General features: G+C 38.3%; 18 protein-coding genes, 3 tRNA genes and 1 riboswitch. Of the genes, 4 read left to right on the forward strand and 17 right to left on the reverse strand.

Translation table 11 applies throughout. The features are described from left to right. Positions 1 to 82: 82 nt before the first annotated feature. A complete protein-coding gene (yycF, locus tag G7Y65_RS04580) occupies positions 83 to 784 on the reverse strand; it encodes a response regulator YycF (RefSeq protein ID WP_165314674.1) in 702 nt (233 codons plus the stop codon). 281 nt (positions 785 to 1,065) lie between these two features. Here yycF and G7Y65_RS04585 point away from each other — a divergent pair. Then, positions 1,066 to 1,138 (forward strand) — tRNA-Lys (locus G7Y65_RS04585). A 56-nt stretch (positions 1,139 to 1,194) separates the two neighbouring features. Here G7Y65_RS04585 and G7Y65_RS04590 read toward each other — a convergent pair. Then, positions 1,195 to 2,046, reverse strand: coding sequence for an IMP dehydrogenase (locus tag G7Y65_RS04590; protein ID WP_137600479.1), 852 nt, complete (start codon positions 2,044 to 2,046; stop codon positions 1,195 to 1,197). Next, positions 2,046 to 3,197, reverse strand: coding sequence for an IMP dehydrogenase (gene guaB, locus G7Y65_RS04595; RefSeq protein ID WP_042492989.1), 1,152 nt, complete (start codon positions 3,195 to 3,197; stop codon positions 2,046 to 2,048). Before guaB ends, G7Y65_RS04590 begins: the two co-directional genes overlap by 1 nt. A 75-nt stretch (positions 3,198 to 3,272) precedes the next feature. Next, a riboswitch (purine riboswitch) is annotated at positions 3,273 to 3,376 on the reverse strand. Between the two features lie 127 nt (positions 3,377 to 3,503). Here guaB and G7Y65_RS04600 point away from each other — a divergent pair. Together G7Y65_RS04600 and G7Y65_RS04605 are read left to right on the forward strand one after the other, a co-directional pair. Further along, a tRNA-Lys gene (locus G7Y65_RS04600) sits at positions 3,504 to 3,576 on the forward strand. Between the two features lie 100 nt (positions 3,577 to 3,676). Beyond that, a tRNA-Lys gene (locus tag G7Y65_RS04605) sits at positions 3,677 to 3,749 on the forward strand. A 77-nt stretch (positions 3,750 to 3,826) separates the two neighbouring features. On the opposite strand, the gene G7Y65_RS04610 is transcribed toward G7Y65_RS04605, so the two are convergent. The 11 genes from G7Y65_RS04610 to glpK form a co-directional block, all read right to left on the reverse strand. Continuing rightward, a complete protein-coding gene (locus G7Y65_RS04610; RefSeq protein WP_042492991.1) occupies positions 3,827 to 4,282 on the reverse strand; it encodes a hypothetical protein in 456 nt (151 codons plus the stop codon). Positions 4,283 to 4,375: 93 nt separating this feature from the next. Then, entirely contained in the window at positions 4,376 to 4,618 is a 243-nt protein-coding gene (gene rpsR / locus G7Y65_RS04615) for a 30S ribosomal protein S18 (protein WP_042492992.1), read from the reverse strand. Between the two features lie 50 nt (positions 4,619 to 4,668). Then, positions 4,669 to 5,223, reverse strand: coding sequence for a single-stranded DNA-binding protein (gene ssb, locus G7Y65_RS04620; protein ID WP_042492993.1), 555 nt, complete (start codon positions 5,221 to 5,223; stop codon positions 4,669 to 4,671). Between the two features lie 71 nt (positions 5,224 to 5,294). After that, positions 5,295 to 5,594 carry a 30S ribosomal protein S6 gene (rpsF, locus tag G7Y65_RS04625; protein WP_042492995.1) on the reverse strand — a complete coding sequence of 100 codons (300 nt, stop codon included), beginning with the start codon at positions 5,592 to 5,594 and terminating at the stop codon, positions 5,295 to 5,297. A gap of 129 nt (positions 5,595 to 5,723) precedes the next feature. Continuing rightward, the gene (locus tag G7Y65_RS04630; RefSeq protein ID WP_042492996.1) at positions 5,724 to 6,668 is read right to left on the reverse strand and encodes a nucleoside hydrolase; all 945 of its coding nucleotides are present in this window, start codon (positions 6,666 to 6,668) and stop codon (positions 5,724 to 5,726) included. A gap of 64 nt (positions 6,669 to 6,732) precedes the next feature. Beyond that, on the reverse strand, positions 6,733 to 7,719 hold the full coding sequence (locus G7Y65_RS04635) for a ribose-phosphate diphosphokinase (protein ID WP_141926498.1): 987 nt from the start codon (positions 7,717 to 7,719) through the stop codon (positions 6,733 to 6,735). Between the two features lie 129 nt (positions 7,720 to 7,848). Beyond that, a complete protein-coding gene (glmU, locus tag G7Y65_RS04640; RefSeq protein WP_042492998.1) occupies positions 7,849 to 9,228 on the reverse strand; it encodes a bifunctional UDP-N-acetylglucosamine diphosphorylase/glucosamine-1-phosphate N-acetyltransferase GlmU in 1,380 nt (459 codons plus the stop codon). 13 nt (positions 9,229 to 9,241) lie between these two features. Further along, entirely contained in the window at positions 9,242 to 10,096 is an 855-nt protein-coding gene (gene purR, locus G7Y65_RS04645; RefSeq protein ID WP_042492999.1) for a pur operon repressor, read from the reverse strand. Between the two features lie 155 nt (positions 10,097 to 10,251). After that, complete coding sequence (locus tag G7Y65_RS04650; RefSeq protein WP_137600481.1) at positions 10,252 to 10,722, reverse strand: 8-oxo-dGTP diphosphatase; 471 nt, start codon at positions 10,720 to 10,722, stop codon at positions 10,252 to 10,254. A 106-nt stretch (positions 10,723 to 10,828) separates the two neighbouring features. Then, on the reverse strand, positions 10,829 to 12,295 hold the full coding sequence (gene zwf, locus G7Y65_RS04655; RefSeq protein ID WP_137600482.1) for a glucose-6-phosphate dehydrogenase: 1,467 nt from the start codon (positions 12,293 to 12,295) through the stop codon (positions 10,829 to 10,831). A gap of 125 nt (positions 12,296 to 12,420) precedes the next feature. After that, positions 12,421 to 13,932, reverse strand: coding sequence for a glycerol kinase GlpK (gene glpK / locus G7Y65_RS04660; protein ID WP_042493003.1), 1,512 nt, complete (start codon positions 13,930 to 13,932; stop codon positions 12,421 to 12,423). Between the two features lie 198 nt (positions 13,933 to 14,130). Here glpK and G7Y65_RS04665 point away from each other — a divergent pair, with 198 nt between their 5' ends. Then, positions 14,131 to 15,330: an MFS transporter gene (locus G7Y65_RS04665; protein WP_165314675.1), complete on the forward strand. Its 1,200-nt coding sequence runs from the start codon at positions 14,131 to 14,133 to the stop codon at positions 15,328 to 15,330. Positions 15,331 to 15,431: 101 nt separating this feature from the next. Here the strand turns inward: G7Y65_RS04665 and addA are convergent, their stop codons facing one another. The 3 genes from addA to pepV form a co-directional block, all read right to left on the reverse strand. Further along, positions 15,432 to 19,223: a helicase-exonuclease AddAB subunit AddA gene (addA, locus tag G7Y65_RS04670; RefSeq protein ID WP_165314676.1), complete on the reverse strand. Its 3,792-nt coding sequence runs from the start codon at positions 19,221 to 19,223 to the stop codon at positions 15,432 to 15,434. Beyond that, positions 19,223 to 22,789, reverse strand: a complete 3,567-nt coding sequence (locus tag G7Y65_RS04675) for a PD-(D/E)XK nuclease family protein (protein WP_137600483.1) — start codon at positions 22,787 to 22,789, stop codon at positions 19,223 to 19,225. Before G7Y65_RS04675 ends, addA begins: the two co-directional genes overlap by 1 nt. 259 nt (positions 22,790 to 23,048) lie before the next feature. After that, positions 23,049 to 24,452 carry a dipeptidase PepV gene (gene pepV / locus G7Y65_RS04680; RefSeq protein WP_141926493.1) on the reverse strand — a complete coding sequence of 468 codons (1,404 nt, stop codon included), beginning with the start codon at positions 24,450 to 24,452 and terminating at the stop codon, positions 23,049 to 23,051. Between the last annotated feature and the right edge of the window lie 44 nt (positions 24,453 to 24,496).

A 24,496-nucleotide genomic window follows, 5' to 3' on the forward strand; every position in this document is an offset into this window, starting at 1 on the left:
TTTTATATACTACCTTTCTTAATTGAAAAAAAGCTAGTCCCATGCCATTTCGGCAAGGCACTAGCCTCTGTGTCTAAACACTTTATTCTTCTGAAGCTTTTAGATAGTAACCTACACCACGACGTGTCATCAAAATTTGTGGATGACTAGGTGTTTCTTCAATCTTTTCACGAATTCGACGCACTGTTACATCAACTGTTCGTACATCACCAAAATAATCATAACCCCAAACTGTTTGCAACAGGTCATCACGCGTCATAACTTGACCAATATGCTTTGATAAATGATGCAATAATTCGAATTCACGATGCGTCAATTCAATATCTTGACCATTCTTAGAAACCATGTAAGCTTCCGGATGAATTGTCAAAGCACCAATTTTAATATCACCGCTATCATCAACTTGGCCCTGACCCGTTACGGATGACTTACGACGCAAATTAGCTTTAATTCGCGCTAATAATTCACGATTTGAAAATGGCTTGGTGACATAATCATCCGCACCCATTTCCAATCCTAAAACTTTATCTATTTCTGAATCTTTAGCAGTCACCATAATAACTGGCGTCTGAGAAGTTGTTCGAATTTGACGTAACACTTCTGTTCCTTCAACCTCAGGTAACATTTGGTCTAACAATACCAAATCAGGCATTTCACTTTCAAATAAATCTAAAGCTTCACGACCATCCATTGCGACTGCAACTTCATAACCCTCTTTAGTCAAATTAAATTTTATAATATCTGAAATAGGCTTTTCGTCATCTACAACTAATATTTTACTCATTATCATTCCTCCCAATGTGGGTCTCTGATTTTCATTATAGCATGCGAGCCAATTTTACCAAAATAAAACTTCATAAATGATATGGCAGTCCACATTATACTTTATTTATAAATAATTATCTCTGAATAATTTCAAAATATTCGCAAATCAAAAAAATTCTAATTTAGATATTCAAACGACTTTTATACCTAAATATTTAGAAAAAGCAATTATTTTGTTGCATTATATGTATATACATGATATATTTATAAACGTTGTTAAAAAACAACTATTACTTTTTTGGACAAGTAGCTCAGTTGGTAGAGCAACGGACTCTTAATCCGTGGGTCCAGGGTTCGAGCCCCTGCTTGTCCATCATTAAAAACGACCATCACATATGTGATGGTCGTTTTTTGATGCATCTTTTAAATTTAACGTTGATGATAATTTGGTGCATCCCTCGTTAATTCAACGTCATGTGGATGACTTTCTGTTAAACCAGCAGCAGTAATTTGGACAAATTGTGCTTGGCGACGTAGTGTGGACACATCACCTGATCCGGTATACCCCATTCCCGAACGTAAACCACCACTAATTTGGAAAAGATTATCTGCAATCACATCAGTCATAATGGCGTCATCAACCATAACAGCTACAGCACCGGCCGCCAAAGCTTTCACAACATCGCCTGAATATTTTACATCTGATCCCAAAATAACGTTGCCATCATATTCAGCAGCTAATTGCGCAAACGACATTACTGTTGTAACAACATTTACTAATGATTTACCGTCTGCATTAGCTACAATAATAGTATCAGCACCAGCTGCTAAAGCACGTTTAGCGATAGCCAAATCATTAATTGGCCCAACCCATAATGGAACTGTTTGATTTGTCGCCTTAATCATTTCAATATTTTGTACCAAAGCATCTGTATCGTTCGTTACAACTAATTGAAGAACATCAGCACCAGCGTTAACTAATGCATTGGCATTTGTTGCATTATCCACAATAGCCCCCACTAAATAATGGGAATCTTTCGCTTTAACTGTGGCTATATTTTCAATGGTAGCCAATGCTGAAGGTAAGATAGCAAGTGCACCTTCTTGTGCAAATTCAATTGCTCGATTCACAGTTGTAAAGTTCGCTGATCCAATAACTGGAATAGCTAATTTCACTTGATCAGCTAGTTGCGTTTGAATATCAATTGTATTGGGCAATACATCTGAAGCACTAGGTACTAACAACACTTCATCTAACCCTAATCCACCTTGACTAATCATTATGCAAATGCCTCCTTTGTTGTGATAATACGCTTATTCTGTGTAACTTGTGCATAATCAACCATTGTTGTTGTATTCAATAATTGACCTTCATTAGCTGCTTGTGTAATTGATTTAAAACCAGCTTGCCCAATATTTTTTGCTACTGTTGCCATCATCGGCACAACAACGTCTAGCAACTCTCCTTTATAAGCTGTTCGTCCCTCAATACCTTCTGGAACCATCTTATTAGCTTCATTAACTTCACCTTGGAAGTAACGATCTTTTGACCCATTTTCCATAGCCGCAATTGAACCCATACCACGATAAGCTTTGTAACGTTGCCCTGTCTTTTCGTCAACAATGACCTCGCCTGGCGTTTCAAATGTACCAGCTAATACTGATCCTAGCATAATAGCATTACCACCAGCTAGAACTGCCTTGCTCATATCATCTGCCGTTTTAATACCACCATCGGCAATGATCGCTTTGTTATACTCATGCGCCGCTTCTTGAGCCGCTGCAATTGCTGAAATTTGCGGCACGCCAACACCAGCAACAACACGAGTTGTGCAAATTGAGCCAGGCCCAATACCAACTTTAGCAACATCGGCACCGGCATCATATAAAGCTTTTGCCCCTGCTTTAGTTGCCACATTACCAGCAATAATATTAATTTTAGGGAAGGCATTGCGTACCTCACTAATCTTACGCAAAACACCTTCTGAATGACCATGTGCTGAATCTAGCACAATTGCATCAGCTCCTGCTTCAACTAAAGCAGTCACACGATCAATCGTATCTGAAGTTACACCAACAGCACCAGCAACTAATAACCGATTATGCGCATCAACTGCTGCATTTGGCGCTGTTTTAAAATCAACGTGAATATCTTTTACAATTTTAATTTCAGCAGCTTGATCTTTGATCAGCATATTCTTGTGAATAACACCCAAACCACCAAAATTAGCCAAAGCAATCGCCATTGTTGATTCTGTTACCGTATCCATAGCAGCTGACAAAATTGGCTTATTTAACTTTAACGTTGGCGTCAATATAGTTTGCATCAATACTTCATCTTGTTTATTTTCCGTCTTGTCGATTGGTAACGTCACATCTTGAAACGTCAAACCCATTGGTACAAATTTATTAGCAATACTATAATTAGCCATCATTCCTCCATTTTTTTGTATAAAAAAAGCATTAGTAGAATAGTATAGAATCCTACAAATGCCCATTAACTCACGTATTTTAGAACATTTGTGGATTGTCGCCTATAACTTGGGTAGGCGGTAGAAACTTGTTAGCCCATTCATCTAACGATTAAATCTACAAAATATTTAAATATTTATTTATCAATTGATTTTACACGGGTTTTTAAAAAAAGCAACCCTCTATTTTATTACGAAAAAGCTTGCATAGTATTGATTTATATGATATATTAGTATTCGTTGTTGTGAGACAACACTTAATTTATTGGACAAGTAGCTCAGTTGGTAGAGCAACGGACTCTTAATCCGTGGGTCCAGGGTTCGAGCCCCTGCTTGTCCATCGATAATTAGTTTTGACTTTTTATCTAAAAACATCTTGTATGTTGATTTATTATGTGTTAATATTATATACGTTGTTATGAGACAACATATACTTTTTTGGACAAGTAGCTCAGTTGGTAGAGCAACGGACTCTTAATCCGTGGGTCCAGGGTTCGAGCCCCTGCTTGTCCACTACTTAAAAGAGAGTGATAATCATCACTCTCTTTTTTTGTGCTTTTTTTCATAAATGCCCCGTATACACACACGAATTATTTCGCATCTGTTACTTTTTGGTGGACATTGATTGTTGTTACAGCGACATCAATTAAATGTTCAATTTGATTTTCATTTGTCTCACCCGGAAATTGTGCTTGTAATTCATTTTCATACGTATCAAGGTAAGAATCTTCAAAAGCATCAACAGCATCATCAACTGATGTTTGTTTAATCAAATCCTGCTTTTGTTCCTTAATAAATTTGTTTAGATCATCATTTACTCGTTTCGTCACAGTATCTTGGGATGGTAAATCTACTGCAGAAGATGCTGACTGTGAATCGCTACTCGTCTGACTCTCAGCAAGAGAAGAAGCTTGCGTCCCACGGTAACTTGACTCATATTGACTCTCAGTCCTATCCCCTTGGTATTCTGTCCAATAATGAACACCTACACCACCAGCAAGTACGCCCAATACAAAAATTATAATATACAATAGAACCCTTTTCATAACCACCCTCCTTTATTGTTTATTTTATCTGATTTTATGAACAAAATACACAAAAAAGGCTATCACTATAAAGTGATAGCCTTTTTAAGCAAATTAGTCTTCTGCAACGAATGGCAAAAGTCCCATGATACGAGCACGCTTGATAGCTGTCGTAACTTTGCGTTGGTTCTTTGATGAAGTACCAGTCACACGACGAGGCAAAATCTTACCACGTTCTGAGATGAAACGCTCCAACAATTCAGTATCTTTGTAGTCCACATATTCAATGTGGTTGGCTGCGATGAAGTCAACCTTACGACGGCGACGAGGTCCGCCACCACGACGTTGTTGTGCCATGATTAAATTCCTCCTGATAGAATGTCTAAGACAATGTTGTCTTTAATAAATTAGAATGGTAGTTGGTCATCTGATATTTCAATCTCTTGGCCACCACCGAAAGGATCATTAGCTGATTGCGAACTAGCCGAGTTGTTGCCATTAAACACATTACCATTTGAAGCGGGTGCTCCAAATGGGTTTTGTGATGCCGAAGCATTATAGTTCCCTTGACTAGCTTGTTGGCCACCGCCAAAATTATTCGTATTATTTGAACCATTTTGGCTACGCCGCGCTTCACTTTCAGCACGACTTTCCAATAATGAAAAGTTTTCAACAACAACTTCCGTGACATAAACACGTTGGCCCTGTTGATTTTCATAATTACGTGTTTGAATCCGACCTTCGATACCAACTAATGAGCCTTTTGAAGTAAAGTTAGCAAAATTTTCTGCTGCTTTACGCCAAATAACCGCATTAATAAAATCAGTATCACGTTCACCATTGGCATTTGTAAATTGCCGATTAACAGCAAGCGAAAACGAAGCAACAGCAGAACCGTTAGTCGTATAGCGCAATTCAACATCACGCGTTAAACGACCAATCAAAACAACACGATTTATCATATGGAAAGCCTCCTTCCAAGGTTTTTACACCTAAACACCAAACTTATTAAATTAATAGGTAATTTCAAAAATTACTTAGCTGATGCTACTTCGCGCTTAACGACCATATGACGCAAGATATCTTCTGAAATCTTTGCTAAACGATCGAATTCGTTAATAGCTGCGTCATCTTCTGCAGTAAAGTTAACGATGTGGTATAGACCCTCACGGTAACCCGCAATTTCATATGCAAAGCGACGTGATGACCAGTCTTTTGACTCAGCCACCGTAGCACCATTATCTGACAAAATCTTGTCAAAACGCTCAACCAATGCCTTCTTATCGTCAGCATTCATGTCAGGGCGAATAATGTAAGTTAATTCGTATGCCATTATATATATTCCTCCTTTTGGTCTGTGGCCGACTACCTGCCGGCAAGGAGAGTCATCATTTATTTGATAACTCACAAACATTCATGATACACGACAATACACCTTTTTGCAAGCAATAACACCTTCGTATTAACTCAAAATAGCTAACGTGTAGTTCATAAAGCGTTCTAAATAAAACGGTTCGTCAACTGCAACTGCCGCAAAATTATTCTTGTGTGCCTGGCGCAAACGAGTCGGATCACCAATTGTACGACCATCATTAGTATCAACCATCATATTTAGTGGTAACAATGTGACTAATTTAGGATCAACTGCAACACCAACAGCTAAAGGATCATGTAACGCTGCACCAGCTTTATTGATATTCAAATTATCATAAGCATCAATATAAAAATCAAAAATATCAGCAAACACGCGTCCTTTTTCAGTCCCTAAATCACGCCATTGTTGGGTCTCTTTTTTGGTCAACAATGTTTGCAACGTCACATCTAAACCAACCATGACCAGATGCTTTGCATGTTTAAAAACATAGTCAGCTGCCGCTGGATCTTGATTAATATTCGCTTCTGTATAAGGCGTCACATTACCAGGCACTGTTAATGCACCACCCATTAATGTAACATTACCAATTAAATCGGCAATCGCCGAATCTTTTTGATATGCTGCTGCTAAATTAGTTAATGGTCCAGTTGGCACAACAACCAAATCAGCCGCATATTTGTGTGCTGATTCAATTAGAAAATCAACAGCTGTTTGTCCTGCCACATCTTGTTTTGGTTCAGGCAAAATAACATCCCCAATGGCATTATCTCCATGAATATCCTTTGATACCTGCATTGTCTCAAAATCAGTTGTTGTCGACGAATGACTAGCACCCAAGAATACCGGCACCTTATCCTCACCCAATAATTCTAATAATTTTAATGTGTTTTGAGCAGCCGTTTGCATTTGTGTATTACCAAATGAGGTCACCACTCCAATCAAATCAGCATCCGGTGTTGCCAAAGCATATGCAAGTGCCAATGCGTCATCAACACCAGTATCTAAGTCCAAAATCATTTTCTTTTTTGCCATTATTTTCCCCTTATGATAAAAAATCGTTGCTCTAAACTATGCTAGAACAACGATATGCTTTTTCTTAATCAGTCGTGCGATGGAAGCGACTCTTAAACAATGGTGAAACAGGCCTATTTTCATTAATACGCTTAATTGTTTCACCGATCAGTTCAGCTGTTGAAACTTGAACTAACTTAGAGAAGTGCTTTTCTTCAGGCAAACTAATTGAGTCTGTCACGATAACTTTCTCAAAAACAGAATTTTGCAAATTCTCAACAGCTTTACCTGAGAATACTGCATGAGTTGCCACAACATAAACTTCTGAAGCGCCCTCATCTTTTAGCTTTTGCGCACCTTGTGTAATAGTGCCACCAGTATCAATCATGTCATCGATCATAATTGCACGCTTACCCTTAACATCACCAATGACGTTCATAATACGTGCGACATTAGCCTTAGGACGACGCTTATCAATAATCGCAATTGGTTCGTGTGAACCCAATAGTTCTGCTAGAGCACGTGCACGCGTAACCCCACCATGATCTGGTGAAACAACAACCGTATTATCATCTGCAATACCCGTTGTAATTAAGTAATCAGCTAGCAAAGGGGCACCCATCATATGATCAACAGGAATATCAAAGAATCCTTGAATTTGTGATGCGTGTAAATCAAGTGCCAACACACGTGTTGCACCGACCATTTGTAACATATTAGCAACTAATTTTGCTGAAATTGGCTCGCGAGAACGCGCCTTACGATCTTGACGTGCATAGCCATAATAAGGCATAACAACATTAATTGAACGCGCACTTGCACGACGCAATGCATCAATCATAATAAGTAGTTCCATTAAACTATCATTAACTGGTGCTGAAGTCGGTTGGATAACATATACATTATCGCCACGGACAGACTCCTCAATGTTAATTTGAATTTCCCCGTCACTAAACCGAGAGATATTTATTTCCGATAGTTCCACACCAATAGAAGCGGCAATCTTTTCCGCTAATGGGCGATTGCTACTCAACGAAAAAATTTTCAAATGTGGATCCGAATAAGTTGACATGCTTTCCTCCATAGACACATTCAAATGTGTGCTCAAGTCTTTAATAATTTTATTGTACAGTTTTTTACCTTAATCTTCAATCCATTATTATCGACCAAACTATCTAATAAGACCCCAAAGCACTTACGATTAGTTAAACTTATTAAACAAAGGTGTCCGTTGCCAAAAATCTTTTTTAATTGTTTGGCGTGCACGTCCGATGCCCATTGCATGCATTGGAATGTCATCTGTAATAATTGAGCCGGCTGCCACAAATGATTCAGTCGCAATTTCAACCGGACTAATAATTTTTGAACCAGAACCAATAAATGCGCGATCACCAACATTTGAGTGCCACTTATTTTTACCATCATAATTAACAAAAACCGTGCCAGCGCCAATATTAACATCTTTACCGACCGTCGCATCCCCAAGGTATGACAAATGCCCCATCTTTGAACGCTCACCCAAAACGGCCTTCTTTACTTCAACGAAGTTACCGGCATGTGCTTGACGAGCTAAATAAGCAGCTGGACGCAAATGTGCATACGGACCAACAGTTGCATCTTCACGAACCTCGGCTTCTTCCAAATGACTGCTATCAATTTGGGCACCATCAGCAACAATCGAATCAATAATCTTGGTGCCAGACGTTAACACAACACCCTGACCAATTTTTGTTTTTCCCTTTAAGTAAACATTTGGTTCAATCAATGTATCACGTCCAATTTCCACATCGACGTCAATATATGTATTCATTGGATCAATCAGTGTTACACCCGCACGCATATGCGCTTCATTAACTCGTTGACGCATAATTTCATTTGCCTTCGCTAATGCAACTCGGTCATTAACACCCATCGATTCACCAAAATCACTAATTTGGAAAGCCCCAACAGTATGCCCTGATTCACGTAAAATTTCTAACGTATCTGGTAGATAATACTCACCTTGCGCATTATCATTATTGACATGCTGCAAGCTTTCAAAGAGTAGTTGGTTATCAAATACATAAACACCAGTATTGATTTCATCAACTTTCTTTTCATCATCATCGGCATCTTTTTGTTCAACAATCCGCAAGACATTGCCTTGTTCATCACGAATAATTCGACCATACCCTGTTGGGTCAGGTGCTTTAGCAGTCAAAACAGTGACAGCATTATTTGATTGTTCATGATAACTATACAATTCTTCATACGTTGTTGTTGTAAACATTGGTGCATCACCAGATGCAATCAAGGTCATGCCTTTTTTATCAGCTAATAACGGGGCTGCCATTTTAATCGCATGTCCTGTTCCGAGTTGTTCTGCTTGTACAGCAAATTCAGAAGTTTCTTTTAGAACCTCCTCTACTTGTTGTGCACCATTACCAACTACCGTAACAATTTTGCCAACATTAGCACGCTTTACTGTGTCAACTACCAACTGTACCATCGGTTTTCCACCGACTTCATGTAAAACTTTTGGTCGGGTTGACTTCATTCGCGTACCTTTTCCAGCTGCCAAAACAATGACAAATCTCTCCATGATTCCCACCCTTTTATTTAACTTTATTTTCTAAATTCTCTTCAAAATTAGCATAAATTTCATCTGCATAATTACCTGCAGTAACACTAATAATGCCATCATCCTTATTCGTATCAACATGGATCAATGATGTATAATCATCAATCACACGGTGTGCCACGCGACCTTCAGCAACCACAGCCGCACCAACAACTTGGCCTTCAAATTCTTTAACTAGCGAAGCCATACCACGAATTGTACCGCCGGCCTTCATAAAATCATCCACAATTAACACACGTGAACCCATAGGTAATGAACGTCGTGATAATTCCAGCTTTTCTAAACGTTGTGATTGACCAGTTACATAGTTAACCGACATTGTAGGTCCTTCAGTGACTTTTGTGTCATTACGGACAATAACAAAAGGCACATTTAGTTGCGCTGCAACTGCTTGTGCAACAGGTACACCCTTTGTTGCAGCAGTCATAACTGCATCAATTGGCTCACGCAAGTATTGCGTTGCAATCAAGCGCCCGATTCGCTGCAAAAACCATGGTTGACCTAAAATATCTGATAGATAGACATAGCCCCCAGGCAATACCCGAGTTTCATCGTCGATTGCATTAACTAATGAAGCCACAAAATCTTTGGCATCAGCTTGCGTCATATAAGGTGTAAAACGAGCCCCGCCAGCAGCGCCTGGAATTGTCTCCAATAAACCAATGCCGCGCTCTTGGAAAGTACGCTTTAAAATTGTTAAATCTTCTGAAATGGAAGATTTAGCACTTTCATATTCTTCTGAAAAATGTGTTAGTGATACTAATGTACGTGGTCGTTCTAATAAATAACGAGTCATATCTACTAGACGATCGCTTCGGCGTGTTTTCATAATTTTATAACCTCGAACGTTCGGTAATTTTTAATTTAATACTGGCATTATAACACATTTGTTCATCTTAAGTTTTAAAAATGACAGCAAACACGAATTCAGCAACTATTTTAAACTTCGAAACCCGCTTTTATCGGACGTTCGTTTTTTGATTTTTATTGCCAGGCAATATGTTGTTCCACCCCGTTAACAATCGTATGCAGTGCCAGTTCATTAATATTTGCATCATCAAATACTGGCAACATTTCCGCAAATGTATTTGGCAAATGATACTGACCATGTAATAATTTTTCACGTGTTGTCCAAAAAATGTCACCTTCACGACTCGCATGAATTTCGCCAGTATAAGAGGTCGCTTTATACAAAAACACAATGTAACGTGCCCCGTTCGCCAATGGCCATTCTTTAATGCCCTTCAATTGTGGCTCTACAATGGTCAGACCCGTTTCTTCATAAGCTTCGCGGTAAACTGATTGTGTCACCGTTTCTCCTACTTCAATATGTCCACCAGGAAACGTCACGCCTGCCCAATTGGGATTTTGTCGATTTTCAACTAAAATCTCTTGCGTTACAGGATTTTCAATCATAATCATATTTGTTAATTCAATTTCCGTATATCTAGCCATACCAATGCCTTTCTCATTAACAAAAATAAACCTTCGCAATTTACCAGCAAGCTAGCATGTATCACGAAGGTTTATTTTGTTTATCAATTTTATAATTATTTAAATATTAACCTTTAAAGACCCATTCATTATCATCTTTAGCTAATAACTCATCAGATGCAGCTGGACCCATTGAACCTGAAACATAATTAGGGAATTGTTCCTTCTTCGCATCCCAAGCAGCTTGAATAGCGTCAACAAAACGCCATGCAGTACCAACACCATTCCAATCAGCGAAGTTTGAACCATCACCATTCATAGCATCATGGATCATTCGTTCATAAGGCTCTGGTGTAACGGCCTTATCTTCGTCTGATACTTGCCATGCCAAATCAATTGTACGTGTATCAAAGGCTGACTTAATATCCTTGGCGTTAATCTTAAATTCAATACCACCCTTAGGATCAATCAAAATTGATAGCACCGGATTTGCTAATGAAATATCATCACCAAAGATATTCAAACCCTTCTTAAAGACAACATCAACACGCGTTGACTTGGCAGCTAAACGCTTTCCTGAACGAATGTAGAAAGGTACACCTTCCCAACGTGGCATATCAAATTGCAATTTTCCTGCCACAAACGTATTATTTTGTGAATCAGCAGGAACATCCATTTCATCCAAGTATTTCTTTTGAGATCCATCAGCAGATTCACCGTATTGTCCACGAACGAAGTTTTGTGCAACTTCTTCAGCTGAATTATAAATCTTCAAAGAATCAAATGCTGCGTTCTTGGCAGCACGAATTTCCTTATCAGTAAATGATGCTGGCTTTTCCATTGCTAACCAACCGATTACTTGCATCGTGTGGTTTTGAATCATATCACGTAAAGCACCAGCTGTATCGTAATATCCAGCACGTTCTTCTACACCCAAGACTTCTGACAACGTTACTTGAATGTTTTCGATGTAGTCTTTATTCCAAGCTGCATCAAATAATGGATTACCAAAACGAACAGCTGCAATATTTTGAACCATTTCCTTACCTAAGTAGTGGTCAATACGATAAATTTGATTTTCATCAAAAGCTTCTGATAATTCATTTTGCAATTTTTCAGCAGTTTCATATGATGAACCGAATGGCTTTTCAATCATCAAACGGTTGAATTCACCATTTTTAGTAATTAAACCTTCTGAATTCAAATATTGCGCTACAGTACCAAAGAAGCGAGGCGCAACTGACATATAAAAAATACGGTTACCCTTCAAATCATATTGCGCGTCTAACTTATTATTCAAAGCAAGCATATCAGCATAACCAGACTGGTCAGTGATATCTTGTTGAATATAGTAAAAGTGTTCAATAAATGCTTCGGCGTTTGCCTTATCTTCCGTAAAATCAGCAATAGATGTACGAACAACTTCACGGAATTCATCATTCGTCATATCTTGACGAGCAGTTCCAATAATTGCAAAATGCTCTTGCAAAAATCCCTTCTTAAAAAGGTTGTAAGTAGATGGATATAGCTTACGCTTAGCTAAATCTCCTGTTCCACCAAAAAACGTCAACAATGTTGTAATTTCTTTAGGCACGATGGATGCTCCTTTGCTAGTTAGTTCATTAAAATGGTCGTTTAATAAGTTCGTTACTATATTCACCATTTAATTATAAACTTTTTATCATCTTTTTTCTATCATAATGTGAAACGCTTACTTATTTAAATTTCTCCAAAATATTGGGTCGCTTTAATCGCTGATTGCCAGCCCTTGTGCAAACGTTGTCTTTGTTCTTTTGGTAACTGTGGCTCAAAATGCCGACCTGCTTGTACATATTGCTCTAAGTCTGACAAATCACGCCAATAACCAACTGCTAATCCTGCAAGAAAGGCCGCTCCCATTGGGGTTGCGTCTTCATCTAATGAACGTTCAATTGCAACATGAGCAATATCAGCCTGGAATTGCATCAAATATGGATTACGTGATACAGAACCATCCGCCTTCATTGTTGCTAACGTATAACCCGAGTCCTTTTTCATAATATCTAAGATATCCGCTGTTTGATACGCGATTGATTGCAACGTTGCCTTAACAAAATCAGCCTTATTAGTCCCTCTAGTCATACCAAATACAGTTCCTTGTACATGTGGGTCCCAATATGGTGCACCCAAACCATTAAAAGCAGGGACAACGTAAACTTCGTTATGATTTTTAGAATCTTCGGCTAACATCCATGCGTCTAATTGTGTATCAATCATATCTAGTCGCTCATGCAACCACTGAATAGCAGTTCCTGCTGAAAAAATAGATCCTTCTAAAGCATAAACTGGTTGATCTTCAACTTGATAAGCAATCGTTGTTACCAAACGATTATTTGAAACAACTGGCTGTTCACCAGTATTCATAATCATAAATGCTCCTGCACCATAAGTGTTTTTAACCATCCCTTTTTCCAAGGCTAACTGACCCACCATTGAGGCATTTTGATCACCAATCACACTAGCAATTGGTACACGGCCACCAAAAAATGTCATTGGGCTGGTATGACCGATGACTTCACTACTTTTATGCACTTGTGGCAACATTGCTGCTGGAATATTGAATAATGCTAATAACTCTTCATCCCATTTTTGTGTATGAATGTTGTACAACATTGTTCGAGCTGCATTAGTTGCATCCGTTGCATGCACTGCACCATCTGTTAATTGCCATGTTAACCAGGTATCTACCGTTCCAAACAACAAATCACCACGTTGCGCTGCAGCTTGTGCATCAGGTACATTATCTAGCATCCAACGAATTTTAGTAGCTGAAAAATAGGCACTAATTGGTAATCCTGTTTTTTGGCGGATTAATTCTGTTTTTTGTTCATCATCTGCAATTTTTTGTGCAATTGCTTGTGATTGTGTTGACGACCAACTAATAGCATTATAAATCGGTTGACCAGTATGACGATTCCATACAATGGCCGTCTCACGCTGATTTGCAATGCCTAACGCTTTGATTTCGTCACCACGAATACCTGCATTAATCAATGCATCTGCGATGGCAGTTTGCGTTGCATGCCAAATATCCAAAGGTTGTTGTTCTAACCAACCTGGTTGTGGTGCTATTAACGTCATTGGAATCGATGCTGATGTCACACGGCGAGCATTGTGATTAAAAACGATGGCCCGTGTCCCTGTCGTCCCTTGATCAATCGCTAAAATGTATTCTGGTTTCTTAATCGCCATCTTCTATTCCCCAATAATTCTATATAAATTTGAAACTTATCTTTTTTAAGTATACCAACTCCTTTGATTTATGCTAAACTTTTCTCGTTAATAAAAACGGACAAACACATTAAAAATGTGTTCGATGCCAGATATAATTTAAATGATATCTGGCATCAAATTTTAGTTTAAATAAAACTACATCATCATGGAGGATTTATGATAAGTCAGTCGTCACAAGACGGCGATGTGCTCAGATCACAGCACGTCGAAATTAACGCTATTGTTCTTTATATCACAACTTTTTTCCAATCAACTGGCGCATCATTAATTTGGCCAATAACAACTTTATATATGCATAATGTCTTACATAAAAATATGACAATATCAGGTAGTGTTGTCATGGGGCTTTCTGCTGCAATGATGCTTGGCAATTGGTTTGGTGGCAAACTTTTTGATCATTGGAATCCGTTTAAAGCCCTCGTCATTTCAGTTGGCCTAGCTTTAACCACACTGTTATGCTTAACTTTTTGGAATGATTGGCCAGTATTTGCTATTTTTTTATTACTATTAGGTTTTTCAGATGGCTTAATTTATACATTATTAAATTCTTACGCCACAACAATTCAAAAAATTGATACACGTAAAGTTTTTAATTTACAATATTTATTTATGAATGTTGGTGTTGTTGCTGGTACTGCTATTGTTGGCTTTTTATTCGACCATGGTGTTCAATTGGTCTTTGGTAGTGCTGCCATCATGTATGGTATCTTTTTTATCCTGGTTTGCTACTATTTCAACGTCAAAGGTCTTGCTAAGCAAAGCGCTCGTGCTGCCGCTAGGGCTTCTAAAAGCAACTTTAAAACCCCCGTTGTTATTTATGCCATTTTAGGATTAGCTTTTTCATTTTATATGGCATACATCCTCTGGGAAACTGTTATTGCGACTCACATGACTGATTTAGGCATGACGACCAAAGATTATTCATTCTTATGGACGCTAAACGGTATCGTCATTATATTTGGTCAAGGCTTGCTGGATCGTTTTATCGAACGTTTACCTGTACGTTGGACCGTATTAGTTGGTTCAACCTTATTTGCCGGCTCATTCTTAGTTTTGATTCAAGCGACAACTTATTCAATGTTTATTGTTAGTTTCTTGATTCTGACGATTGGTGAAATTTTAGCTAGTCCTCAAATTCCTGCTTGGGTAGATGATGTTAGTGATCCAAATGCTAAAGGACATGCCCAAGGATTATTAACCATGTTTGTATCCTTAGGACGCGCAATCGGACCATTATACGGTGGCTTATTAATTGACAGTGGTTCGTATAAATTACTATTTACGTCAGTCTTTATTATAATGTTGTTCTTCATCATATTAACTTGGTTACTCAGTAACTTACATAAAAGAGCATAAATTATCAGACTGCTTCTGCTAAATTTAGGGCTGATATAACATTAAAAATCCTGATAGCTATTGATTTCATATATCAATAGCTATCAGGATTTCTTTTTATATTAATTCGTTAGTTCGATTAAGGTTTCTGCGTTTAACGCATAAATAAACTTTCTAGGCACTGCTAATCCCATCGCAATTAACGCTTGTGAATAGATATTTATTTGACCAGCGTATCGCTGTTTTAAAGTTGTGGCTGCCTGTGCCGGCTTAACATGATCTGTTTTATAATCAAATAACCATACTTCATCACCTACCTGGAAATAACCATCAATAATTCCATGGACCAACACCTTATCATCACCATCAAAGTTGCGATACAAACGATTGGCATCCAATAACAACGAAAAAGGCACTTCACGTTTCAGAGTATTCGCATGTTGCACCATCTGCTGTCCTAGAACAGATTCAGTAAAGAAACGCTGAATTTTCGTCACACTAATTAATGGGGCAACTTTTTCATCAATCATTTTATCCGTAACTAATTGTTGAATAAGCGCCCGAATCGTTGCGGTATCAATCTGACCATTAGCTAAATCAATCCGCTGCATCACTAAATGCGTCGCTGTTCCAATAGCTGCCGGTGAAACCTGCGGTGTACTAACCTGCATAAACGCCGGTTCGGGCAATGTTTCATCTAACGCACGTAATCCAGCAAAATCATCAGTCACTAAGCGTCGGTCGACTGGAACCCGACCTTGTGGCAAGTCCGGATCTTCAAACAACCGTTTAATTTCTGAAACGGATTGATATGAGGTTGCGCGAGTGGCATTGTCATAAGGATATTTAAATTCTAAAACTTGCCGCCAATCTTGGGTAACATCACTGGTAGACGTTGCAACAGCTATCGGCGTTGTTGTCTCCTTAATAATTGGTTGATAATTCGTCATCGCATCAGCTAATTCTTGCGCATTCAAAGCTTCCACATTGAATTCAAACGGTTGTTTAGGCGTTTTTATCCGAATATCATCAAATTGCATGTTATCATCCGTATCGTATTTTACCAATGCTGCTAATTTTTCTGGCGCTTGGGGATGGCGTACTAATGCCATCCCCACTAAATCCATAAATGATTTACCAGCTAAACGAACTGTCTCTGGCAACATCCATTCTGTTTCACCCGCGCTTTGTTGCCACATTGACCAAAGTTTTTGAACATTGTCATACGCACCCACAATAAACAATTGTTGCTCTGCACGTGTTAAGGCAACATATAACACGCGTAACGCCTCTGCATAGGCATTCTTCCGCTTCACCTGTGCGATGTATTCATGTTGTGGTGTCAATAAATTCAAATGATGTGCAATATCAACATAGTTTAACCCACCACCAGCATGCGCATCTAATAAAATACTACCTTGCGTTTCACGAGTACTAATCATCGTGCGTGTTGCATTTAGCAAAAAGACAACTGGGAACTCTAGACCTTTGGAATGATGGATTGTCATCAAAGAAACTGTCTCTTGGGCAACATTCGCATCAGCTTCACCAAGATCCTTCGTTTGACTTTGCAACTGTGTGACGTAATTAATAAATTGATATAAACCAATAAAACTACTCTTTTGATAGGCTGCAGCACGTTCATATAGTGCATGTAGATTAGCTTGCCGTTGGGCACCAGATGGTAAACCACCTACATAATCGAGCCAACCAGTTTCATTATAAATTGACCATAGTAATGTCACGATTTGATTTTGGACTGCTAAGTCTCGAAAAATAGCCAAATCATGTAAAAATTGTTGGACTTTTTGCTGCGTTTGACTGGCTAATTGTGTATCATCCGTTGCCGTCTGGTTAGCGATATCGAGCTTGGCCATAGATTGAACAGCCGTATAAAAATCAGCATCCGTTGCTTGTAATCTAATTAAGGCCAAGCCATTTTCAGTAATATTATACAAAGGTGAACGCAAAACCGCTGCTAGCGGAATATCTTGATGCGGATTATCAATTACTTTCAAAAAACTCATCATGACAGAAATTTCAGTCGTTTGAAAATAATTTTCTGTACCATCAATCACAATGGGAATATTCATTTCACGAAAAACGTCCAACACTTCTAAATTTTGTCCCTTCGTTGGGACTAAAATTGTGATATCACTATACTTAATTGGTCGTGATATTCCAGCTTTACGGTCAAATATGACAAATTTGGATTGCATTAATTCTTGAATTTTCAACGCCGTCATGCGAATTTGACCAGTAGCCTTTGTATAACTCTCTGATGTCAACAATGATGCTGCTGTTTCATCTAATGATTCATCCTGATCGTCATTCAAATACACTAATAAATCAGCTTTTTTCACTAATTCATCTGGATAATAATCAGCACCAGCTACTAGTTCAGCATCCCCTTCATAATCAATGTCACCTAATGATTGGCTCATCGATTGGGCAAAGATGTAATTAATAAAATTGGTGACATTTGGTAACGAGCGAAAATTTTCTTGCAATGTAATCACAGTATTATCGGTAGTTTGTGGATATGTTGTCAGTTTATGCGCAAACAATGTTGGATCAGCTTGACGAAATTTATAAATTGATTGTTTAATATCACCTACTTGAAATAAATTATCGCCTGCAGTCATTTCATGCAAAATGGCTTCTTGTAATTGATTTGTATCTTGGTATTCATCCACCATAATTTCACTATAGTGTGCTTGCAACTCTTTTTTTACTTTTTCTTGATTTACAATCTGCAATGCAAAATGCTCTAAATCATTGAAATCTAAAACTTTCCGCTGTAATTTTTCAGTTAGAAAATCATCACTAAATGCTGTGGTCAATGCCACAAGCTGTTGCATGACTTTTTTCGCGCCTTGAATAGCAAAACGTAAACCATCTTGATCTAAGGTAAAATATTGCGCTTGTAATTTATCAAATCGATCTTTTAAAGCTACTCGTTCAACCTTAACTTGTTCCCAAGCTGCCTTTAGTGCCGGATCGTGTTTTTTAGTAAAGTTTTTGCCTTTACCTTGATCGTCCTTTCCCCATCCCATCAAATCAGCATTCTGAACGACTTGGCGAATCGTATGCCAATCGCTTGTCTCATTTTGTACAACCTTTAAAACATTTTGATACGTTGTTTCATCAGTTTGTAAATTTAATAACCGATTGATTGCCGGTGCGGCATCCATGGTATCTGGCGCTTGTTGGCTTAATTGATGTGCTTTATCATAAATCGCTTGTAATTCTGTTAAGATAACTGGGCGTAAGTAATTACGGTAAAAATCACTTTGGGTGAAATCATCAGTCCCAATATCATATAAATCTGCTAAATGACTTAGCCATTCCTTAGTATCCGGGCGTGCTGTTGCAAAATTATATAATGAGAACACAGCATCTTGCAGACTTTGATCATCAGTCGTACTACTTGTAAACTGCGTTGCAAAAGTCGCAAACTCATCTTCGACACCTTGTGTATACTGCGTTTCTAATAATGTGTTATAGACTTCTAACATCACTAAAGTACGTTCTGCATCATCCATCAACCGAAACTGCGGATCTAAATCAATCGTATAATGATATTGTTCAATTAAACGTAATGCAAATGCATGCAAGGTTGAAATATTAGCAACATTTAATAACCGTAATTGTTTTAACAAGTGTTGTCGTTCTTGCCCACTAGCATTTGCTAATGCTTTACGAATTTCTGTTTCTAAACGCTCTTTCATTTCTGCTGCTGCTGCTTCCGTAAACGTCACAATCAAAAACTGATTGACGTTTTCCCCTGCCAATAAGCGTCGCAATACGCGTTCCACCAAAACACGAGTTTTACCAGAACCAGCAGAGGCAGAAACCAAAACATTTTGTCCTTTTGTGGTAATTGCTGCAGTTTGTGAGTCCGTAAAATTCATTATTTTTCTCCTTGCGATGATGTCTGATTGTACTGTGCGATGAATGCCTTCATTGCCGTCAAAACCTCATTGTCTTTAAGTGCACCACTAATATCGTTATATTTATTTCCCATCATGGCATCAAACATCATCACCGGCGTATATGGTGAATACATTAATCCTGTACTCGTAGCACCATCCTTAAAAGGAGACAATGGAAAAGTACCTGCCAATATATTTTCAGCGATTTCTTTAATTTTAAATTCATTAAATAACAATAGCGTGTCCAAATCATCATCAGTCACTACGTCACTAGCTGCTTTAAATGAGCCATCCTTTTTACGATCAATCGCATAGGGTGCGACAATTTCATCAGCACTTTCTAAACGACTAATATAATCCTCATCATTTTTCAAAACACCGCGATAGCGACCTTGTTCAACCATTAATTGTCCCGCGTTATCTTGCATTTGGGTGAACGTATCGCCCGTAACATTTTTCATTTCAATCCAGGGATTTTTCAATGACCAAAACAAGGCACCGCCCATCTGACTTGCTGGTAACAACTGCTGATTTATCAAAATAGCGGTCCAATATGTCATTAACTGCAATTCAAGACCAACATATGCTTTTTTGTAATCAAATTTACGAGCTCCTGATTTGTAATCAATAATTGTCAAAAAATTACCAGCCGCTGTGGTAACCAAATCATACCGATCAATTTTGCCTCGGACGGTCACTTTACCAAATGGCATTTCATACATTACAGGTTTTAATTGACTTTGTGGTAACCCAAAGCCAGCTTCTACACCAATTGTTTGTACACCACCTTGATCCAGTTGCCCCCGACGCATACTCATAATCGTTTCATGAACTTGATCAGCCAATCGCTTCGTTAAAAAGCCCATACGATATGAACTATTAAAAATATCATAGGTTGGATCATCACTCTTTAAAAGGCCTTGTAACATGTCTTGTTCTAATTGCTGTAGCGCCTGTTCGGTCAGTTCACCTAAGGCTTTTTGTTGTGCAATTAATGCTTGGAATACTTGTTCTAACAATGCATGCATTAATGTTCCTTTTTCTGCTGGTGTTAATTGTAAAACTTGGCGTTCTTGTAGTTTTAATCCATACTGCAAGAAAAATTCAAATGGATTTCGTGAATAACTTTCTAGTCGTGAAATAGATACCTTTAATTCTTGACCAAATAATGATGTCACTAATGCTGGTTGTAAGAGCTCGGGTTCATTAACATAATAAAGACCGCCCAATAACTGTCTTAACTTATTCGGCGCAATTTGTTGTAGTTGTTGCGTCAGGTTCTGCCAAGCTGAGCTCAGCACTATTTGATCTTTTTGTTGTAATTTTGCTTGTCGATTAACAACAACTAATTGTGCAATTGTGCTTATTGGCGTACCAACATATGGTGTTAAATCATCACTATCAGGATCTGGTAAAGCATCAAATTGCTTTACTACTAAATTAAATTGTTTTTGAATCCGTGTGACATACGTTGACGGTTGTTGCCCACTATCACCATCACTAGTCGCATACGTCCAAATCAAACGTTGATCAGCGATCATCATCGCTTTATACATCAATAATGATTCTTGTGCCATTTGTTGCTCGGAGGTTTCCTTTAAAAAGACATGTTCCGGTAAAATTGATTGTAATATATCGCGATCACCATCGTGCAAAATAGCTTTAGTACGGGTAACAGCTGGTAAATTATGATTGGTTGCCCCAAACACAATGACTGTTTCATATCCCGTTCGTTGTACAATACCACTTTCTGAAATCCGCACTTGATCCATCGTTGCTGGAATACCTGCATACTTGGCATTATCAAAAGCTGCTTTAAAAATTTCTTGCATTTGCACGACAGTCATCGTGTCTTGATCAAAAATTGTGGCAAAATCATCTAAAACATCAATAAAGACCCGCCAAACTTGTTCAGGCTGCTGGGCTGCCCATAAATCACCACGTGCAATTGCTGTATCGCGCCAGTCTATCAAACGTTTTTGAATACCAATTTGCGTCATAAATTCATACAACTTTACAGCCATATCACGAGCATTCGTTGCATGTTGCAAATCTTTTAAAAATGGCGCTACTACTTGGCTAATCTGATCGTGAATCAGCGACAATTGCGCATCTTTACTAGCTACTCGTTCACGCGTTACTTTATCATCACTAACTTGTGCTTGCCGATCATAGCGCCAGGCATTTGTATTTGTCCATTGCCACCCGCCAAGATTTTTAGCTAGCACAAAGTTTTCAGTTTCTGTCAGCGCTTCGCGATAATCTGCTACCGATACATCTGCTGGTATAAATAATTCTGTTTTTAAAAAACTCATAACATCAGTAATTGTGTATGCTGGTGCTAATCGCAATAATTTATCTAAAAAGGCTACTAATGGGTGAGCTGCCATCGGCCGATCTAAATCCATGAACATGGGAATATTATAGCGTTCAAAAACTGCTGGCATAATATTTTCATATTGCCCTAAATCACGAGTCATCAACAAATAATCCCGATAACGCCGTTTACCACTAGCAACTTCTTGACGAATTAGTCGCGCCATTTGTTCAACTTCTTGATAACGTGTGTGCAACTGCCACACGGCCACATCATCAGCTTGATAAACCGTTTGCGTGACACCAGTTTGCTCATACTGAATCCAAAATGATTCAATTGCCTGCATACTTGAACTAATTTTTCTTTGTGGTTCAATCGTCTTCGTTACGACCTGAATATCATGCTTAATTGAGAAATCACGTAATTGGCGGCCTAATTTTTTAGGGCGATAAAATAAATCGTTTTCACTGATTGCAGCTTGCGTCAAACTCGCTGCACCATCATCAGCTGGTAATGCTAAAATAACCCCCGCACTATACATAATCAAAGCTTCAACTAAACTTTGCTCCACTGATGTCATTTGCGAATAATCGTTAATTAAAAAGTAATGATGCGAGATATCTGTTTTACCGGTTGCTAAATAAACGCGTAACGCTAACAACAAGTCGCTACTTAGATATTGTTCACGTTGCATCAACTCATTATCTAAATCAATCCCAATCGTTGCTAAATCGTGCAATTTCATCTGTAAGGTTTCTTGATTCGTTAATTGATCAGCCATCTCATTAACTTCTGACCAACGCACACCCGATTGCTTTAATTCTAGTAATTGGGTCGTGAATTGACCGATAAACCCTTGCTTTGATAGCAAATTACCATAAAGTTCTAAAGACTTTTTATTTTTTTGAAGTAACGTTTGTACCAACATGGTTAAGCCATTTTGTGACATCGTTGCTCGTTGATATAACGGATCATTTTGCATGTAATACCATGCTAAACGGCTCAAGGAAAACACGGATACTCGTGGCACTGAGACAGCTGCACCATAATGTCCCGACAAATTGGCCAATCGATTTAAAACCTTAATTTCCGTTTCAAATTTAATGTGATTAGGCACCAAATAAAATATTTCTGCTTGATCATCATTAGCTAAAATATGTTGTGCCCGCTCTAACAAAGCTAGCTCATGATCAGCACTTGCGCGACCAAACAATAATTCTAATGCCATTTCTTACCCCCATTAATTGTTTTGTTTGTTATCATTTTACCAGTTTTATCTATTGGATTAAATTTGGTTATCGTCTGATTTGACTAACAAATTTCCTTAACACTATTGGAACAGTTTAAATAGATATAACTAGCTTGTAATTTCATTTGTTTAGTCATTTTAATCACAAAAATACCCCGAAAGTTAAAAATTAACTTTCGGGGTACACCTCATGAACCGTTAACGACTGTTTATGGCTGATTAAACATTAAAAATCTCTTTATTGACATAATCGCCATAGAGATTCTGCGAAAATAGCCATCGTTTTAGTCAAATTAACAACTGGTATATTTTCATTCGCTTGATGGCTGGTCACTTTTAAATCCGGAAACTGACCGCCAAAAGCAACGCCTCGTTTCAATAAACGTGCATATGACCCACCATTTGATGTCCTAGGTGGTAAATACTGCCCAGTTTGTTTGGCATAAACATCGGATAAAACTCGTACCAATTCATCTTCAACTGGTACTAGATGTGGCGGCATCCCCGCTTGAACTTGATTTACCGTTGCTTGTAACCCATTTAAATGGCGTTGAACTTGTGTAATAACCGCTTGTAAATTAACACCCTGCGGATAACGGAAGTTCAATAAGATTGTTCCCTGACCATGATTACTATAACGCATCACCCCAACATTTAACGTTAAATCACCCATTTGTGCATCTTGATAGGCTAAGCCTAATCCATGCGCATATACATCTTGGTGAATGGTGATACCCACAAAATCAAGAAAAGCACGAGCATCCCCACCAAAGTCATAATGACTCAAAAAATGAGCAAGATAAGTGCCAGCATTTTTCCCATCAGCCGGATAAGCCCCATGCGCCTGTACACCCAACAACGACAGTTTAACTGTTTGACCAATTTGTTGTGCATCGCCGTTTAAAAAAGGCTGTTGTTGTAAGAAGTTATCAAAATCTTGCACCAAGTTAACACCGTGTGGTACTTGAATACGAGCTTTAGCTTCACCTGGCACGACATTTGGTCGATTTCCTGATATAAACCGCTCTAAAATATAAGTACCATTTGAAATACTAGGAAATCGTAATTGTACCGTTTGAAAAGCTTTTTCGCCATTAATAACCGGGAAGGCACCATCAGGCGAAAAGCCCAATGTCGGTTCGCCTTCTTGTTCAATATAGCGTGGTATATCACGCCAACCATTTTCTTCATCAGTTCCAATAATAAGTCGAATTTTTCGCTTTAATAATCGATTTTGATCAGCTAGCATCTTAATCGCATAATAAGCTGACATAAGATCTGCTTTCATATCAGCAGCACCCCGGCCAAAGTATAAACCATCTAATATTTCTGGATTAAACGCTGGTCGTAGCCAACCATCCCCCGCTGGAACAACATCGATATGTGTTAAAATGCCAACTGTTTCAATAGCATCTTGTGGTCCAAATTCAATCCATGTCACCATGTTATCAACACGCCCATACCTAAACCCATCGCGACTGGCAAACGCCTCCATTTGACTCAAAGCACGAATCATATCAATCCCAAATGGTGTCTGTGGCGTTTGCGTCTTTACATCCAACACAGAAGGAATCCGAATAATTTGATTTAAATCATTAATTAATGCTTGTTCATACTGTTTTGCTTGTGTCGCCCACGTCATTATCCCTACCTCTAATTAAATTCTAATAGAGTTAGTGTACCGCG

This window comes from Weissella sagaensis, from assembly GCF_010306265.1.
Classification (GTDB): domain Bacteria; phylum Bacillota; class Bacilli; order Lactobacillales; family Lactobacillaceae; genus Weissella; species Weissella sagaensis.

Bases quoted from the DNA above. Each gene is read 5' to 3' on its own strand.
- yycF (WP_165314674.1), bottom strand. From the start codon at position 784: ATGAGTAAAATATTAGTTGTAGATGACGAAAAGCCTATTTCAGATATT.
- G7Y65_RS04590 (WP_137600479.1), bottom strand. From the start codon at position 2,046: ATGATTAGTCAAGGTGGATTAGGGTTAGATGAAGTGTTGTTAGTACCT.
- guaB (WP_042492989.1), bottom strand. From the start codon at position 3,197: ATGGCTAATTATAGTATTGCTAATAAATTTGTACCAATGGGTTTGACG.
- G7Y65_RS04610 (WP_042492991.1), bottom strand. From the start codon at position 4,282: ATGAAAAGGGTTCTATTGTATATTATAATTTTTGTATTGGGCGTACTT.
- rpsR (WP_042492992.1), bottom strand. From the start codon at position 4,618: ATGGCACAACAACGTCGTGGTGGCGGACCTCGTCGCCGTCGTAAGGTT.
- ssb (WP_042492993.1), bottom strand. From the start codon at position 5,223: ATGATAAATCGTGTTGTTTTGATTGGTCGTTTAACGCGTGATGTTGAA.
- rpsF (WP_042492995.1), bottom strand. From the start codon at position 5,594: ATGGCATACGAATTAACTTACATTATTCGCCCTGACATGAATGCTGAC.
- G7Y65_RS04630 (WP_042492996.1), bottom strand. From the start codon at position 6,668: ATGGCAAAAAAGAAAATGATTTTGGACTTAGATACTGGTGTTGATGAC.
- G7Y65_RS04635 (WP_141926498.1), bottom strand. From the start codon at position 7,719: ATGTCAACTTATTCGGATCCACATTTGAAAATTTTTTCGTTGAGTAGC.
- glmU (WP_042492998.1), bottom strand. From the start codon at position 9,228: ATGGAGAGATTTGTCATTGTTTTGGCAGCTGGAAAAGGTACGCGAATG.
- purR (WP_042492999.1), bottom strand. From the start codon at position 10,096: ATGAAAACACGCCGAAGCGATCGTCTAGTAGATATGACTCGTTATTTA.
- G7Y65_RS04650 (WP_137600481.1), bottom strand. From the start codon at position 10,722: ATGGCTAGATATACGGAAATTGAATTAACAAATATGATTATGATTGAA.
- glpK (WP_042493003.1), bottom strand. From the start codon at position 13,932: ATGGCGATTAAGAAACCAGAATACATTTTAGCGATTGATCAAGGGACG.
- G7Y65_RS04665 (WP_165314675.1), top strand. From the start codon at position 14,131: ATGATAAGTCAGTCGTCACAAGACGGCGATGTGCTCAGATCACAGCAC.
- addA (WP_165314676.1), bottom strand. From the start codon at position 19,223: ATGAATTTTACGGACTCACAAACTGCAGCAATTACCACAAAAGGACAA.
- G7Y65_RS04675 (WP_137600483.1), bottom strand. From the start codon at position 22,789: ATGGCATTAGAATTATTGTTTGGTCGCGCAAGTGCTGATCATGAGCTA.
- pepV (WP_141926493.1), bottom strand. From the start codon at position 24,452: ATGACGTGGGCGACACAAGCAAAACAGTATGAACAAGCATTAATTAAT.